The sequence below is a fragment of the Pseudoalteromonas rubra genome (assembly GCF_005887095.1).
Classification (GTDB): Bacteria; Pseudomonadota; Gammaproteobacteria; order Enterobacterales; family Alteromonadaceae; genus Pseudoalteromonas; species Pseudoalteromonas rubra_E.
The window spans coordinates 1-15,369 of record NZ_PNCI01000003.1; the positions used below are offsets into that span (position 1 = coordinate 1).

The window sequence follows — 15,369 nt, forward strand, 5'->3', positions numbered from 1 at the left end:
CCACAGACAACAGTATGTGCTCTCAGAAATCGCTCTAAAGTTGTTAAACCGAGTCGCCGGTAGGTAGATCCCGCATCAAGTGCGGGATGACGGAGTGTGGTGTAAATACGGTCGTGTACTCACCTGCGCCATAGACCCCGGTTCCACACAGCCTGATAGCTGCTCCCCAATCAAATCCGGAAAAAGAGATATTTAAAAAACAATCGCTGGCTATGTTCAAAGGGCTGAGCAGCTCAACTCTTGGATTTGTTGAAAAACATGCCTGATGATACCTGTCGGAGATTGCTGAACATGCTCACCCGATAGTTGTCTACTTCTGCCTAAGCCAGAACAAGCTACCCTCTACACTCAGCCACGCTTTTTTGCCGCCCGCGTCCAGGTAGTAGTCGACCTCTTCTTCGCTGCCTGGCGAGTAAGAGTCCATATAGTGTTTGGCTTTTTTCTGCCCAGTAACAATCATCTGAAAATGGCTGTTATAGTCTTTCAGTGCTCTTTTGGCCTCTCGGCTCTGTGCCGAGTCACCTTCGGTTGCAAATAGCATAAGTGCATGAGCAGCCTGAGTAAACGTAGAACATTCACTAAACTGACCAAGATAATCTCCAAGCTGTGCCCAGTCTTGCATCACAATCAGGCAATTGAGTAATAAATAGCGATTTCCCTGATTATCATTTGGGTTGAGTTGCAGCAAATCCTGAAGTTCTTTAGCTGCCTTATCTGCATGCCCGTAAGCCAGGTTTAATTGCGCCCGCTTTGCCCGTAACATCATATAAGGCCGGGTTTCGTGCATTTTCCAGAATACACCCATGTTTTCGGTCACGAAATCAGGGGTGATCATGTTTGCTTCAAACTTTTCGACCAGACCATCAAATTCTGCTATCGCGGCTTCATCGTCACGATCTAAGACTTCTTCCAGCATCTCGTTAAATACTTCGTTGGCCTGCTCCAGCATTTCCTCATCGGTAATACCATATTCGCCCAACACCTCAACCATATCGTCGGCAAATCGCATAGCATAAGCGGTATTAGCTACATAGGTTGGGATCATTCGACGCTGCTTGATTAGCACTTTTTCAAAGTCGCTCTCGCCATAATCAAACTCTTTTTGGGCTCTCTCATAGCTGGTAAAGCCCCGCAGCACCTCTTTGAGCCATTGTAACTGCTGGCGCTGCTCAGCATTAATATGCTCCATATTAATCCAGGTCAGCGAGCGCAGCATACCCATGCAATAAAGCGGCAGAGGCTTTCCCGCCTGTAAACTTTCTTGCGGATCAGACTTAGACAATACACAGGACTTGGGCAAGGCGTTTTCGTCTCGCATCATTTTGCGCATACAAATGGCCTGAAAGTCCATAACGGCTTCCAAAGGTTTCGTATTGTCGAGCTCATAGTGACCAAATAAGTGCTCAAGCCATTCACTTGGCAAAGGAGGTTGCAAAGCAACACCCAGCCCCATTAAATATCCTTCAATGTAAAGAATATCTGGTTGGAGCTCACTATTTGCCGAGAGGGCTTTAACAGCCTTTTTAATCAACTGAATAGACATAGAAATTTGTTTTTGCATAAGTTTAGAGTGTTATACCGCCCAGCAGCGCGAAGGTAAAGGCATTAACCATTAAATAACAGCTGTTATACAAAAAAAGCGTCTGTTCGGTCATTAAGTATGCACTTGTGCAGCAATAAAGATGGCTAGCCTTGTATAACCTTGTGAATATTAAACACAGAAAAAGAGCAATGCCACACAGGGAGCCTGGCATTGCTAAAAAGGCCATCTGAATACAGATGGTTCACATGAGACAGGAATTAGCACACACCTGTTTTCAACATGGTGTAGATTGAACTAGCCAGACCACCCGCAATTAGCTTAGTCGCGGGTTCGCCCAGTTCAGAGTCATCCAGTTTTTTGATGACTTTTTTATTCAATTTAATCTGCATCCTTTACCTCCAAAAAAATCGATATAACACCTTAGCTCAATAATTGTACTAACAAGATAACTATAAACACCGGCTTGCGCTTATTCCCCCCAGTACAACGCGCTTAGACATTTAAAACAACGCTGTCATTTACTCGAAAAACTTAAGGAGTATTAGCAATAGCGCTGAGAGGTTGCTGGTGTATAACAAGGTCCATTGTAGCTGTTAGATCCACCACCTGTACCACCCGCTATCTTTGCTGTAAGCAACTTATTCACTGCTGCGTTGTCCAGATTTTTGATGACTTTTTTGCTCAGGTTCAACTTCATTTTTTTAGTCTTCATTGTTTTTCCTTCGTTGCCGTGATGAATAAATTCATGTTTGATGAAATGACATGTACAGCGTTTGGCGTCACTCTGAATCCTGCTCGCTATACGCGCTATGTTTTCACAAAGCTGATGCCATCTCAATTACATGAGGTTACAATATAACCACATTAGAGGTACATGAAAAAGCCTGTCGATATTAGATTTTGGTCTTATATCAACCAGGGCAAGGGCCGACCACAAAAATCAGTAAAGGAACTTAACGCAAAAAAAGCAGTAAAACTGCAGGGTAAAAAGAAGCATAAAAAAGGCCGCAAACACGGCCCATTAATCACTTAAAAAGTGTGACTGAAATTAAATTGGTGGGCAAGGCCACCAAAAGGGCAAATATTAGTAGTTTATGCAAGTCACTGTCTCAAGTAGTGCATAACACTGATTTTTTGAGCCGCTGTCTTTTTGCACCCACTTAGTGCCACCAGCGTAACGGGCAAACGTAGACTCATCTTCACCACACTTAGTGGTAAAACCAATTGCATCGTCAAAACCATTTACGTGGCAGTAGCCATACGCATTGTAGGCACTCGCCCATACATCCAGCTTTACAGAGCTGTTTGCATATACGCCTACGTCATCCAGTACCACCCCTTGTGCCATAGAAGTAAACGCGCACGTGCTCAATGCCGCAGCAATAATCAGCTTTTTCATTTCTTAATCCTTTTACTTGTTTTTAGCGTTTAGTTAGCGGGTAATTTACTACCCACATTGATGGTAAAATGAACTGATTTAAATTTTGCTGCATAAATATGAATAAAGAGTTACCTACTTTGAAAATGGCCGCCATTCTCGCTACTAATTTAAGCGAGCTTTGCTATGATGCTAAAACACACAGGAGCAACCCATGACACACAAAGGCCTCTGGCTTACCAGCAAACAAACACAAAAGCTTTTAAAGATCAGTGGCTGCGAACTGATGCATCGCCGCGAGCGTGGTGAACTTAAATTCGAAAAACGTGGCAGGGCTTACTATTACTATTTTGAACATGTCGACCTCTCTCAGCTTTCCTGAATACAAGGCGCAAATCAAAGCGCTTAAAATAGGCAAGGTATTACCCAGCGCCATTTACCTCCACAAGAGTGCGTTAGAGTCTGCCCTACCTGCCCCATTAAAAAACTTGGTATTCGAGGCGATTGAATTCCTTCAGTTAGATCAGCCCTGGAATGTGCTCAAGCTCTTTAAACGAGACTTTAAATTCACCTTGTTACATTATCCAGACTTTGAGCGCTACGCTTATCCGGCACTGCATGCAAGCACAACGGTAGATGTAATCGCACAATCCGTAAAATGCACCGACTACACCAAGTCTGCAAATCCGCCCATTTTGCACCGTAAGGAAACCTTTGTGCTTGCATCGCACCCTGATGTTGACACATTCATAGCCATCACGGCGGAAGGTGAAGCGATTGGCCTGTATGAAAACACTAAAACCATTGGCTTTAAGCAACAGTGGGAAAAACTGATAAAGCGAAAAGGCTATAAGCTGGACGAGCAAGGAAGACTTCAAGCATTTCAAGAGCCAATAGAATGTGCAGAGCAAACGCTAAAAGCCCCGACAAATAGCATTCAGCGCCACCTAACCGCGATTAACCGAGATCGTTTATCGGCTCCTTTCCAAAAGCTGGCCAAATTTGGTTATTTAGCTGGTGATCACAGCATCTTAGATTATGGCTGTGGTCTTGGCGATGATGCAACGGAGCTTGAAGCGCATGGCCTGAACATTAACGCCTGGGACCCGGTTCACCGGCCAAATGGCAATAAAGTAAAAAGCGATATTGTAAACTTGGGCTTTGTTTTAAATGTGATTGAAGACTACCCTGAGCGGGTAGATACCCTGCGCCAGGCCTTTGAGCACTGTAACAAACTCCTTGTTGTATCTGTAATGCTGACCAATTCCTCGGTGCTTGAACAGTTCAAGCCTTTTAAGGATGGTGTGATCACCAAACGCAATACCTTTCAAAAGTACTATAGCCAAGCGCAGATCCGCGAGTTTATAGAAGATACTTTGCGCGTAAAAACAACGCCCTTTGGCCAAGGGATCATCGCGGTATTCAAATGCCCGGAGCTTGAAGAGCAACACCACGCAGAGCTACAATTTCAAAGCCATAACTGGCAGCATATTACCCAGCGCCCTACCCCGAAGAGCTTACCCACCGCAGCAAAGCAATCGCTGTTTGAAAAACACCAGCCGCTCTTTGAAGAGTTTTGGCAACACTGCCTACACTATGGCCGCATACCAGCTAACGAAGAATTTGAACAAAGCGATGCACTACGCGCTATTATAGGCAGCCACAACAAAGCCTTTGCGCTTTTGCAATCACAGTACGACCAACAAGACATGGCGCTTGCCATAGACAAACGCAAGCAAGATCTCCTTGTGTATTTTGCACTGAGCTTGTTTGGTAAACGCCAGGCCAAAAGCCACTTACCGACTCAATTAATGCGAGACATAAAAAGTCATTTCGAGAGCTTTAACCAGGCAATTGACGCAGCCAAAGCACTACTCTTTTCAGTATCTGACACACACCAAATAGGACAAGCCTGTCATGATGCCCATGCAGAGCTGCAATTAGGCGAACTCATTGATAGCCATAGCTATATTTTGCCACGAAGCCACCTAAACCAACTCCCCGCCATCTTGCGCGTGTATGTTGGCTGCGCCGCGCAGCTGTATGGCGATTTAGACGACATAGACCTCATTAAAATCCACATGCGCTCAGGTAAAGTTACCCTACTCAAGTACGACGACTACAACAAAAAGCTCCCGCTACTCAAAGAGCGCATTAAAGTAAAACTACTCGAACAAGACATAGACTACTTTAACTACGGCACCGACTACCCATTGCAACCTTTGTACAACAAAATTGACTTTCTTACGCCAAACACCAAAGAACACAAAGCCCAACAACGCTTTGATAAAAAACTGGCAGACATGCTCAAAGGCGTACCAAAAGCAGAATGGCCCAACTGGGACATTCTGCAAAAAGTGTTTGAGTATTGGGGGGTTGAGTTGAAGGGCAATAGATTTATACTATTACTAAGTAAATAGGACAGACATAAAGCTATTTTACGGCTCTATAGAACGAGACTTTTATACTCTGAAGCACTTAAGCCTCCAGCAGCACCTGTTAAGTGTTTCACAAAACTTTTGAACGACTCAAAAGCTACTTCAAAAACATGAGTGCGGGCTTCATCATCGAGCTCTGATTCATGTATCATTTTTTCTTTGCAGTACTTTTTCAGCACATCACCATGGAGTTCAGAAAAAACCTGTTGCCTACACTCTTCCAATTCACTAGAAACTACATTTCCGACGTCTAACGAGCAAGGTTTCCAAAGTTCCAACAACACATACCTATATTTAGGCCATAAATCTGGCTGCATTTCACTCCGACACACTACATTTCTAAACGAGTCAGCACTTCTCTCAATATACTGCATATTGCTAGCATCTTCACCCTTCAGCAATCCTGAAAAAACACTAACAAGCCTTTTAAGTTGGCTAAAAGATTTTGGGTTGAAGAAAACATTAATAGACTCAAGATAACTGGATAATTCCTCTTCAAGTGAAACAGTAGAACTTCCTTCGAAATCCGAGGACACCTGTTCATAAATATGGAAGAAACCACAGATAAGCGCGCTTTGAAAAGCAACTGTTGTTAGTGTATTTTCAAAGATGCTATGAATAATTTCTCTTAAATCCTCACTAATATTACCCTCGGCATCGTTCAGTTTCGCTTTATCCGAAATCGGAGCAATAAACCTATTAAACCGATCGTTTTTAAAACCACCTTCAAAACCTTGAATTGCTTTGGCTTTCGCGTCAATCTGTTCAAGAAGCTCACTTAACTCAGGCGAACTATTATCTTTATATTTCTCCAATAACTTTTGCCTGTGTTTCTCAAAAACTTTAGCTACGCCTTGGCCATCAAAGAAAACAGACTTTATTGTCTTTTCACCTTTTTCACTAATTTGAGATTTTAGTGATAATACAGCTTCACAATGAACAGTATAAGGGTAAAAATTTTCGAAAATTTTCAAAAGCGCTTTCCCGTAAACGCTATGGAATTGTTCAGTCAGCTTTCGTTCGACCTTATTACTAAACGATGACCTTGTTATTGTTGATGTTACATCAGAGCCTAAGACATCAAGGGCATTAAGCCTTTGTTTTAAATTGCTTATGTAACCATCTGATTTTCTACTTTTAAACCTTCCAGATCGAGGAGAAACACCTTTAACATCTTCGCTATTCAACAGAAGGTGCTCAATAATGTAATACAAGTGTTGAACAGCCGTAAAGGCGGTCGTACTCTGGAGTTTTACTTTATTATCGACCTGATCGAGCTCAACGTTAAATATTCTGAATGAGCTTTCTTCTCTAAGATCTCTATTTTTAACAGTAGAAAGGATTCCCCTCAAAAATGAGCTTATAATATCATTGTCATCTAAAAGTAGGTTTCTAACATTTGAAACAGGCTTTGCGGTTTGATTAAGAGTTAAGAATATAGAGCGAGCAGCTTTTTTAAGGTTAAAATCACCAGTATAATTTTCATCAAGCCCAGGAACTGTACAAATGATGATAGGTAGCTTAATTCCAGCGAGGTCAAAACTATTTATTAATTCTGGAGTCCACTCCTCGTAATACTGTTTAAATGCCTCTTTAGTTTCTCCATCCCAACCTTTTTGAGTGTTCCTGTAAAGCGCCAATAAAGCCATCGCTCTATGTTGTCCATCGACAATAACCAACTTACTTCTATTCGGGTTGACACGCAATGAAACAAAGTTGTGGTTATTAGGTTCATTACCATATAATATCGGCTGATCAAATTGGAAAACTTCATCACCAGGTTCACCTGAGCGCATACAGCTCCATTTTTTAATACCCTTTACAGGTTTTAAAGGCTCACCTAAAATAGTGACCTTATCATAGTACGCCGCAGGTTTTACTTTCCCTGATTCTGTAGGTAAAAGCAGTACAACTATTGGAGGAAAAAACTTGACTGACGCATGATTATTTTGATCCAGTATATAAGGGATAAGGCTATGTGAAACACGTGAATCATCGATATCTCTCTGCATTAACTCATCAAATTCAAGGTCCTTAAAATCAAATATCTCTCTGAATGGCGCCAACTCTTTCAGCAAGGATTTATCCATGGAAGAGTTTGGATCTAAACTGACATGAGTCAGCAAATATTTTACTTCTAAGTTTTCGTTATTGTAGCCAGCTCTAAAAGTTCCAGAAGTACCATTCATTGTAAGAGTCAAACCACTCTCAGGCTCAAATTCATAGTTTTCGTCAGTCATAGATTTCAATTTCTCCCTAACACCGGATAATTAATCCTATTTAAAAGGTTTTCTATATCTTTATAAATATTACCATGGTTATCAATTTCTTGAATACAAACAAACATTTCAGTTTCAGGAATTCCGCGATTTACCACCCTCATGGCAAAATTGTGATCCCTTACGTCTTCCTCGAATTGACGACAACTTTCAACTTTCGAATATCCTTTTGCCGTATATTTTTCAATTAAGGTTTTGTGCTTTCTAAGTCTATTTCTCAAGTTATTAGCCATTCCAATATAAATTGGACTAGCAAAATTGGGGGCTGTTTCTATAAGAATTTGTCCTATAGTTTTTATTCTTTCTGGCTCACAAAACAAACGTTCAACTAAGCTATCAGATATAGATGGCTGATGATATAGACTACCTATATATTTTGGTTTAAGAGCACCTTCAAGCGTTGCCAAGTAAGGTTCTTCATTGTAAAAGTTCAAGACTCTTTCATTAACGAAACACCTTATAGTATCTTTAGCAGATTGTATATTTCCGCCTTCCTTATAATGTAAAACTCTCTCTGTAACTAATTCTACATCCTTTGTACTGATTTTAAGGGGGAGATACCACGCATATACACCAGCTGACTCAGGAACTCTCAACAACTGGTTCCATTTATATTTAATTGCTTCCATATTATAAACTACAAATTATACATGCTTGATCATCGGCATCATCTTCTTCCATATTTTCTAAAACTCTCTGCCATTTCAGTTTGTCCGGAGTTTTATCAGAAAAGATCAAACCTTTTTCTTTTTCTTTCTTTTCTGCAAGTTCTACCACTTGATCAAGTGTCATTCCTTGCACCCATGTATATCCGTTTCCAGATTTACGTTCTATCTCTTTAGCCTTTTCAAATAGCTCTGGGTGATGACGCTTCAAGCCTAACCACTCATCCCTACGTTGGAAAAAGCAAAAATAACAACCTGAGCGTGAGCGCCACTCATAGTATTTTGGTATACCCACCGAATCTCTCAGTATTTGATAAATATCTTCACGCTCGAGATCATCATCCTTAAACGGAAATACAGCTTTAATATTTGGTTTTGTACTTACATAACCATCACGATGCTCATCCGCCCGGATTCCTATGTAGCTTATCACATCATCATTACCGACGTAGCTCTCAAATGGCTTTAACTTCATATTAACAGTACACCACCTTTGCTTAGGCGATGGTAGAAAGTCGTTATGCACTTTAAGCCAATGCTCAAATGGACGTTCGCTACCGATCCTAATGATTTCTTTACCTAGATAGGACTCTAAAACTCCCAGGAATTCATAGACTTCAGACAGTTCAGCACCTGTATCTGAAAAGAAATATTCCATTTTATCATGGAGATCAGGATAGTTATCTTTGATATGAACAGCCAATGCAGCACTATCTTTACCACCTGACAATCCTAGTACATGTCTAGAGTGAGTATCTGCCATTGCCTGCTGAATTGTAAGGTGTTTGACCATAAGTAAGTTCCTAGTCTTTAGATTGTTCAAAAGTGGCTAAAAAGCTATCAACTAGCTCCGCATAAAGTGCTAGCTTAGTGTTTTTGTCTAGGCTCTCCAGTGATTGTTCAATGCGTTCTTTTTCAGGTGTGATTGCAGCAAGCTTTGCCTTATCCAGTGCGACGGTTTGCTCTCTTGGCTTTACACCTTTTTTCAAAGATTTAAGAAGCACGACTTCAAAATCGCCTTCTACGTGGTCAAGAGCGCTCTTGTGCTCAATTCGCAAGAGTTCTAGTTCATTTATTCTCTTAACATAATCACTTAGCTTAAACTCAGCTTTACTCCTATCTGCATCACCCCACTCTTTAGGAGGCTTGCTTGCAAGGAATGTTAACACATTTTCTAACCATTCCGTATCTGAGCTTCCCTCAGAAGTTAGTCGTTTGATAAAAGCCTTTAGTCCATCCACATCAACCGAAAACTCCTCTAAACCATCAAAATGGCACAACTGATGGCGTAGCTTTTCAATTGAAATAGCTTTGTCCATTCGAAATGCCGAGCATATTAACTCTTTTTCCAGGTTTAGTATCTCACTATAGTGATACTTAAGTTCCGTTAGTACTTCTCTCAATGATTTTGAGAATTGACTCAATACGCTTTGCTCTTCGGCCTCTAGAGCCCCAGGTTTATATCCCAACGCAGCTGGCAATAGATCAAACAACAACTTTTGTGGTGATTTAGCATGCTCAAAGGCACGGACTACTTTTTGAGCACTTGTAGAAAGCTCATTAGCTCTCGTTTTCTTAGTATAATTTGGCAGTGTAGCTATAAACTTAGCAAGAGGTTTAGCTATGTTAAGAACGGTCTTTTCTTGACCCGGGTCCTCAAAAAGCGCGCTTTTATATCCATCAAAAATACTTGCTCTTAGTCCCTCAATTTTAAAACTTTCTATTTTGAAACTTTTTGGTGCTTTGACAAAGCGCTCGATACTTTCGAACTTCAATTCGGGAATGTAATCTCCGTCTTCGAAAATGGCTAACTCATGCTGCTTTACCAATAGTGCATGAACATACAATATAGGTAAAACTCCGGCTTTAACACCATATGGGGGCGCACAAAGTGCATTATCTAATTCTAAAAAGGATTTCTGATTCCCATGCTGTGTTGAGTCAATAAATTCTTCGATTTTCTCCCACACAGGAAATAAATCAGCCCCATCGCATGGCGCTACTAACTTCCACTCATCATCCACCATTTTATGTATATCATGCTGCTTTAGTATTGACAGGTACATAGACTTTTCTGGTGGGAACTTTTCGATTCCTAAGCCTTCTTGTTCTGAGTTTTCAAGCATTCTTTGCAGAAGTTTATTTCTACCAGCATTAGCCTGGCTTGATGGCTTTTCTTTATTTATTAGCTCATTGTGAAATGACGGTGCTTTGTCATAGATTGAGTACAAAGCATTAGACAGCACACTTTGAAGGCTACGGCGGTCATTCACAGGCTGTAATATACCTCTAAAATACCACTCGCAGTCTTCAGGAGTAATCTCTATTGCTTTGACCAATTTAGTCGCAGTTGTTTCAGCTGCATTGAGCCTGTCATAAAACTCTCGCTTTGCAACAGGATCTTCATTCAATACCTGACAAGTTTCTTCCAGTTTCTTAAGTGCGATGACTTCCGCAAAAGCGTCTTTAAGCTGAGTGGAGTTTTTACATAACACTACGACTTCATTTTCTTTAAATCGCTTTTTTACGTCCTTGTGAAACAGTTCAATATCATCTTGCCCAAAAGCTAGAAACAGAGATATTTGAGGATCCAATGAAGTGGCATTTGATAAAGATTTATATGTTTCAGCATCAGTGAATGTTGGTACAAAAAACCTTAAAGCGCCGTTTTCGACGGTGTACTTCCTAGCAACTATAGGCCGAAGAATCTGAGCTTTATTTAGCTCAGATGAAAGAGAAAAATTACCTAGAATATTTAGTTGCTGAAGTAATTCATCTTCAATATCAAAGTCACTGCCTTGCCACACACGATACTCATTGTTAAACGCTCTAAAAGTTACAATGGATCTTTTAATAAGTTTGGCAATATCTGTTTGAAAAGTACCTTGCGCCAAAGTAGCAAGCAATGCCTCCTGTGCTTTGAAATTACCTTTTGCATTAATGATATTGAATAAACCTATCGATTTAAGCAGTTTTGTTGCGCTTGGGTCTTCATCTCCAAACCGTTCTAGTGCGGTGACAACTTCAGCCCACCGCCTATGCGTTAAATGATCCGTGACAACCGAAGACTGGTTAGTCACAAAATAGTCAAAAATAACATCAGGCAAGATGAACTCGCCTAGTTTGAGTTCTTTAATCGTATTGCAAAAGCCAAACTCTTCGGAACTACCTAAAAAGTTAAACAAAGTGCGTTCATTTTGCGCTAGCTTCTGACACAAAAAGGGCAGAATAAGTGCTGAGATCGGGTGCAATGGATAGCAGCTCGCAAATAGCTCATATGCATCGTCTGCGCTTAAAACTGAAGGAAGAGCATCATTCGACTCAAGTATCTCAACGATATCTTTAATTTGGTTTTCGATAGGCCCAAAAAGCTCACTATCGATATTGTTTTGTATTGCCTTAGAAACGACTTTGAGCGTCTGCTCAGAGCTTTCTAAGAATGGGACCTCTTCGAACCGGCCTTGTATTTTGGCCCACTCATTCTTTAACGTCTCACCCAGCCCTTTTGCATATTGCTCAAAAGATTGATGCAAGAGTACAAACAGATAAAGATTACATTCATGTCCTTCACAAGCCTTTTCAGCTAACTGCTGAAGCAAATAGATATCATTAGCCCCATAATGCCTAGCTTCATATTCCAAAAACTTACCAAGCTCATCAATGACTACCAAAACTCCCTTTGCTTTTGAGCCTTTGCTTGCCTTGACAGAATCCTGAACTTTTACAAACAAGTCCACCACCTCGGACGCAGAAATTTCTCGCTCTAATGCTAAATCGATTTCCTCGAGTACTTTCGGTGCCTTGCCTTTACGCGCACTATAGTAACTACTTACTCCATCTTTAAGGCCAGCCAAAACCCTTTTGCAAAGCGGCTCTGGAGAACCAGAGATTAATACCCGAATATAGCCCTCAGTACCTTCTATATGCTTATGGAACAATTCGGCATGGTGTGCTGAACTACTTTTCAAAACATCAAATGCCTTTCCAGATGTATCTGAAGAAGGGTTTCCAAGCAGGTGCGCTAGAAAAACACTAAAAGAAGATTTACCTGAGCCATAAGGTCCAATTAATGACCACGCTCGGGGGTGGTTTTGTTCAGAGAAACTCTCAGCTACTCGCTCAAACATTCGCTTTGCGCGAGAGGTAGGAATATATGATGAAACAGTCAGCCCACTAGCATGATCTCGCTCCAAGTTGACCGAGCGAGTATAGTGGCTATTGATTTTAATCATTTCTTGCATTTTCATCACTTTTCTACTTCTGCGCTGTAATATTTTTCTAAATAAATCATTGGATCAACTTGCTCATCCATTTTATACACTTGGTGAATGCCTGCCGATTCATTGATTTCAAATAATCCAGGGATCAATCCTATGGATTCTTCTATCAATGCCATTGCTTGATTCTCTGATAACCGAAAAACAGCCCCCAATGCAGGCCACTCACCCGTACTATAAATTAGTTCTTCTACGGGTATCGAGGTTGCATTTCTTGCATTAAAAATCTCAGCCATGGCAAAACCAACTACATGTGCAGGTAAAGTACTTTTAGACTGAGGAAGCGACTGATACTCCTTGTTGGCCAATGCATCTACAAGGCCAAGTTGGCCCAGTGGAGAATCTAGGGCTTCATCCCAATTAATGTTTTTAATGACTGCGTCGGATGAATACATTCTAGAAAGCACAGCAATGTCATTTTTAATCGTTGTACTTGATACACTTAAGGACAAATTATCTTTTACAAAGTCTGAGAGTGCTGTTCTAAGCTCTTCCTGCGAAAAGCGATTCTTATGATAGCAATTAAAAAACCAATAGAACGCCGTAGCCAGAGCACTGTTGGAGGCAATCAGCCAATGAAGTAACCACAAGCTACCTTCGTCTTCCAAGTAAGGATCCCAACCATGATTTTTAGGGGCGCCGATCAGGTTCACACCAAGCTCAGTCGGTTGCAATATATTGGACTTCATTTCCAACAAACGCGTGGCTTGCAGCCAGTACTTTATAGATGCAACCATATTCTTACCAACACCCAATTCAACAAGGGCTTGCTCTGATCTGAAGAGATCGCCGTTGGAATCATTTTTGCTCAGAAATGCGATGTACTTCCAAAAGCCTTTGGTAAGCCAACCATAGCGAAGAAAAAATGTTTCATGTCTACCAAAGGCAGTCTTTTTATTATCCAGTTTCATGAGAAGTGATGAATCCTTGAGCTATCTCAAACAACAGCCGCTTGAGATGTGAAAATGCGAGTAATACTATCATTGATTATAGAGCTATAAAACAGGATGTCACTGTATATATAAACAGTTTTCGTCAATCGCTCACAAAGCCACCAATAGCAAAGTCAATTGCTTCCTATTGTAGAAACACATTGCACTAGCCTGCTGTCTTACTGTTTAGTTTTTAGGATTTGAAAGGTTTGCCAAACGTGCTGATAACAACTTTTAGAAGTCTCTCTCTAACAACGCATTGAGCCAGCGTTCGTGTTCGCGGCCAGGGCGTTGGTCGCCGGTTTGCCAGGTTTTGCAGGCTTTAAGGCCGGTGTTTTGGGCAAGTAAGGTGTTCAGGCTTTGCTCTGTGAGGTCGGTGAATGCACGGCCATCCGCGGTGCGTTCGCCCTCGCCGTATTTGAATGAGATATAAATGATACCGTTTGACTTGAGTGCGTTTTGCAGGCGCTGGAATACATCTGGCAGCTGTGCCTTTGGCACGTGTAGCAGACTGGCGCAGCACCAGATGGCGTCGTATGTGTTGGTTGCTCTGAGTTCATCAAAACTGAAGCAGCCTACGGGTTGCTCCAGGTGGAAGCTGGCGATGTTGGCAAGCTCTGCGCAGGCGTCGAAGGCGTCAATCCGGTAGCCGAGGTTTTTAAACGCCAGTGCGTCGCGGCCAGAGCCGCAGCCGGCATCGAGGATTTTGCCACCTTTGGGTATGGCGGGTAAAAGCTCGTCATACAGAGGCTGCATGTTCACTGCAAAGGTTGCCTCGGCAAAGCTGACGGCATTGCGGCTGTAATATTCTAATGTGGAGTCTGACATCACTCACCCGTTTGCTCTGTGGTGCAGCTAATAAGGAGGTGGTGCAGTGGGACAGAAAATGGCATTCGGGGAACTTCCCGGCTCATTGCCTGTTATTCGGCGGTTACAACTTCCTTTGCGCGACACTTTAAAACTGTTCTTGTTGTGTGCCTGCCCTTCTTTTGACGGTGACGAGTTAAACGGCTATCAGTTAGACCGTACTCAAGTAAACCATCATTTGGTGCAGACGCATGAATAATTTACAACACTTTTTTCTGGTTGAGTAGCTTTTTATCCGCAGTTATTAGCGATTTTAAAACAATTGCTCAACTTTTGATTACATATTGGTTTAGATGCTTGAGTTGTTTGAGGGTTGGGTACGGCGTGGGCATTTGGTTTATGTGAATAGCGCAGACTTACGGTGGTGCCGGTTAGTAGATCCCGGCTCGTTGGCCGGGATGACCGTGTGGGCATTTGGCTGATATGAATGTCGCAGGCTTACGGAGCCGTTTGTTAGTAGATCCCGGCTCGCTGGCCGGAATGACTGTGTGGGCGTTTGGCTGATATGAATAGCGCAAGCTTACGGTGGTGCTGGTTAGTAGATCCCGGCTCGTTGGCCAAAATGACAAGATATACAAAGCTCTTTGCAAATAGCACAGCTGTCATTTTCAGCTGGCCTGGCGAAGCCAATTTATACTGCCATTACCATTCGTAGCCAGCATATTTTGTAATAAAAAACACTCCCCAGATAGGGGTAAGAACAAGTACTTATTTTAGTGACATAGCCATTTACAAGCGACTCAGGAAGTGTAAAAGTGACCCACGGTGACATAACAAAACGGAGACCATTATGAAACTTACTCTAAAAACGAAAAAAATGAAGAACCTGTCAGGCAATCAAACAATGAAGGCACAGCTAACGCCACTAGTGCAGGGGGGAGCTGTAGCTCACCTAAATGACAACCCACCTGCAACAGGATCAAATGTTACAACTTGCCAGGAAGATACCTGGAAAAAATAAAGGATTAATCAGGCTCTGCTGGGCATAGC

14 protein-coding genes are annotated in these 15,369 nt (G+C 41.8%); 4 read left to right on the top strand and 10 right to left on the bottom strand.

All coding sequences use genetic code 11. From position 1 onward, the window contains the following. Positions 1 to 310: 310 nt before the first annotated feature. The 4 genes from CWB99_RS01575 to CWB99_RS01580 form a co-directional block, all read right to left on the bottom strand. On the bottom strand, positions 311 to 1,543 hold the full coding sequence (locus tag CWB99_RS01575; protein ID WP_138550924.1) for a hypothetical protein: 1,233 nt from the start codon (positions 1,541 to 1,543) through the stop codon (positions 311 to 313). Positions 1,544 to 1,800: 257 nt separating this feature from the next. Then, the gene (locus CWB99_RS24745; RefSeq protein WP_283235357.1) at positions 1,801 to 1,932 is read right to left on the bottom strand and encodes a hypothetical protein; all 132 of its coding nucleotides are present in this window, start codon (positions 1,930 to 1,932) and stop codon (positions 1,801 to 1,803) included. A gap of 152 nt (positions 1,933 to 2,084) precedes the next feature. Next, entirely contained in the window at positions 2,085 to 2,255 is a 171-nt protein-coding gene (locus CWB99_RS23925; RefSeq protein WP_171045235.1) for a hypothetical protein, read from the bottom strand. Between the two features lie 372 nt (positions 2,256 to 2,627). Beyond that, the gene (locus CWB99_RS01580) at positions 2,628 to 2,942 is read right to left on the bottom strand and encodes a hypothetical protein (protein ID WP_138550923.1); all 315 of its coding nucleotides are present in this window, start codon (positions 2,940 to 2,942) and stop codon (positions 2,628 to 2,630) included. A 193-nt stretch (positions 2,943 to 3,135) separates the two neighbouring features. Between CWB99_RS01580 and CWB99_RS23935 the strand changes: the two genes are divergently transcribed. Further along, a complete protein-coding gene (locus CWB99_RS23935; RefSeq protein ID WP_171045237.1) occupies positions 3,136 to 3,303 on the top strand; it encodes a hypothetical protein in 168 nt (55 codons plus the stop codon). After that, positions 3,278 to 5,341 carry a DNA phosphorothioation-associated putative methyltransferase gene (locus CWB99_RS01585; RefSeq protein ID WP_138550922.1) on the top strand — a complete coding sequence of 688 codons (2,064 nt, stop codon included), beginning with the start codon at positions 3,278 to 3,280 and terminating at the stop codon, positions 5,339 to 5,341. Before CWB99_RS23935 ends, CWB99_RS01585 begins: the two co-directional genes overlap by 26 nt. Before the next feature lie 26 nt (positions 5,342 to 5,367). Here the strand turns inward: CWB99_RS01585 and CWB99_RS01590 are convergent, their stop codons facing one another. The 6 genes from CWB99_RS01590 to CWB99_RS01615 all read right to left on the bottom strand — a co-directional run bounded on the left by CWB99_RS01590 (position 5,368) and on the right by CWB99_RS01615 (position 14,340). After that, a complete protein-coding gene (locus CWB99_RS01590; protein WP_138550921.1) occupies positions 5,368 to 7,599 on the bottom strand; it encodes a DNA sulfur modification protein DndB in 2,232 nt (743 codons plus the stop codon). Between the two features lie 5 nt (positions 7,600 to 7,604). Continuing rightward, positions 7,605 to 8,267, bottom strand: coding sequence for a GIY-YIG nuclease family protein (locus CWB99_RS01595; protein WP_138550920.1), 663 nt, complete (start codon positions 8,265 to 8,267; stop codon positions 7,605 to 7,607). A 1-nt stretch (position 8,268) separates the two neighbouring features. Then, positions 8,269 to 9,096, bottom strand: a complete 828-nt coding sequence (locus CWB99_RS01600) for a phosphoadenosine phosphosulfate reductase family protein (RefSeq protein ID WP_212748494.1) — start codon at positions 9,094 to 9,096, stop codon at positions 8,269 to 8,271. A gap of 10 nt (positions 9,097 to 9,106) precedes the next feature. Beyond that, positions 9,107 to 12,544 carry a hypothetical protein gene (locus CWB99_RS01605; RefSeq protein WP_138550919.1) on the bottom strand — a complete coding sequence of 1,146 codons (3,438 nt, stop codon included), beginning with the start codon at positions 12,542 to 12,544 and terminating at the stop codon, positions 9,107 to 9,109. A gap of 5 nt (positions 12,545 to 12,549) precedes the next feature. Further along, a complete protein-coding gene (locus CWB99_RS01610) occupies positions 12,550 to 13,491 on the bottom strand; it encodes a DUF4007 family protein (RefSeq protein ID WP_138550918.1) in 942 nt (313 codons plus the stop codon). Between the two features lie 255 nt (positions 13,492 to 13,746). Then, complete coding sequence (locus CWB99_RS01615) at positions 13,747 to 14,340, bottom strand: class I SAM-dependent methyltransferase (protein ID WP_138550917.1); 594 nt, start codon at positions 14,338 to 14,340, stop codon at positions 13,747 to 13,749. Between the two features lie 46 nt (positions 14,341 to 14,386). Here CWB99_RS01615 and CWB99_RS01620 point away from each other — a divergent pair, with 46 nt between their 5' ends. Together CWB99_RS01620 and CWB99_RS23940 are read left to right on the top strand one after the other, a co-directional pair. Further along, positions 14,387 to 14,578 carry a hypothetical protein gene (locus tag CWB99_RS01620; RefSeq protein ID WP_138550916.1) on the top strand — a complete coding sequence of 64 codons (192 nt, stop codon included), beginning with the start codon at positions 14,387 to 14,389 and terminating at the stop codon, positions 14,576 to 14,578. 591 nt (positions 14,579 to 15,169) lie between these two features. Next, positions 15,170 to 15,340 carry a hypothetical protein gene (locus CWB99_RS23940; protein ID WP_171045238.1) on the top strand — a complete coding sequence of 57 codons (171 nt, stop codon included), beginning with the start codon at positions 15,170 to 15,172 and terminating at the stop codon, positions 15,338 to 15,340. The last annotated feature ends 29 nt before the right edge of the window (positions 15,341 to 15,369 follow it).

Excerpts from the sequence above, each read along its gene's own strand:
- CWB99_RS24745 (WP_283235357.1), bottom strand. The coding sequence starts at position 1,932 with ATGCAGATTAAATTGAATAAAAAAGTCATCAAAAAACTGGATGACTCT.
- CWB99_RS01585 (WP_138550922.1), top strand. The coding sequence starts at position 3,278 with ATGTCGACCTCTCTCAGCTTTCCTGAATACAAGGCGCAAATCAAAGCG.
- CWB99_RS01600 (WP_212748494.1), bottom strand. The coding sequence starts at position 9,096 with ATGGTCAAACACCTTACAATTCAGCAGGCAATGGCAGATACTCACTCT.
- CWB99_RS23940 (WP_171045238.1), top strand. The coding sequence starts at position 15,170 with ATGAAACTTACTCTAAAAACGAAAAAAATGAAGAACCTGTCAGGCAAT.
- CWB99_RS01575 (WP_138550924.1), bottom strand. The coding sequence starts at position 1,543 with ATGTCTATTCAGTTGATTAAAAAGGCTGTTAAAGCCCTCTCGGCAAAT.
- CWB99_RS01590 (WP_138550921.1), bottom strand. The coding sequence starts at position 7,599 with ATGACTGACGAAAACTATGAATTTGAGCCTGAGAGTGGTTTGACTCTT.
- CWB99_RS23935 (WP_171045237.1), top strand. The coding sequence starts at position 3,136 with ATGACACACAAAGGCCTCTGGCTTACCAGCAAACAAACACAAAAGCTT.
- CWB99_RS01610 (WP_138550918.1), bottom strand. The coding sequence starts at position 13,491 with ATGAAACTGGATAATAAAAAGACTGCCTTTGGTAGACATGAAACATTT.
- CWB99_RS01605 (WP_138550919.1), bottom strand. The coding sequence starts at position 12,544 with ATGCAAGAAATGATTAAAATCAATAGCCACTATACTCGCTCGGTCAAC.
- CWB99_RS01580 (WP_138550923.1), bottom strand. The coding sequence starts at position 2,942 with ATGAAAAAGCTGATTATTGCTGCGGCATTGAGCACGTGCGCGTTTACT.
- CWB99_RS01595 (WP_138550920.1), bottom strand. The coding sequence starts at position 8,267 with ATGGAAGCAATTAAATATAAATGGAACCAGTTGTTGAGAGTTCCTGAG.
- CWB99_RS01615 (WP_138550917.1), bottom strand. The coding sequence starts at position 14,340 with ATGTCAGACTCCACATTAGAATATTACAGCCGCAATGCCGTCAGCTTT.
- CWB99_RS23925 (WP_171045235.1), bottom strand. The coding sequence starts at position 2,255 with ATGAAGACTAAAAAAATGAAGTTGAACCTGAGCAAAAAAGTCATCAAA.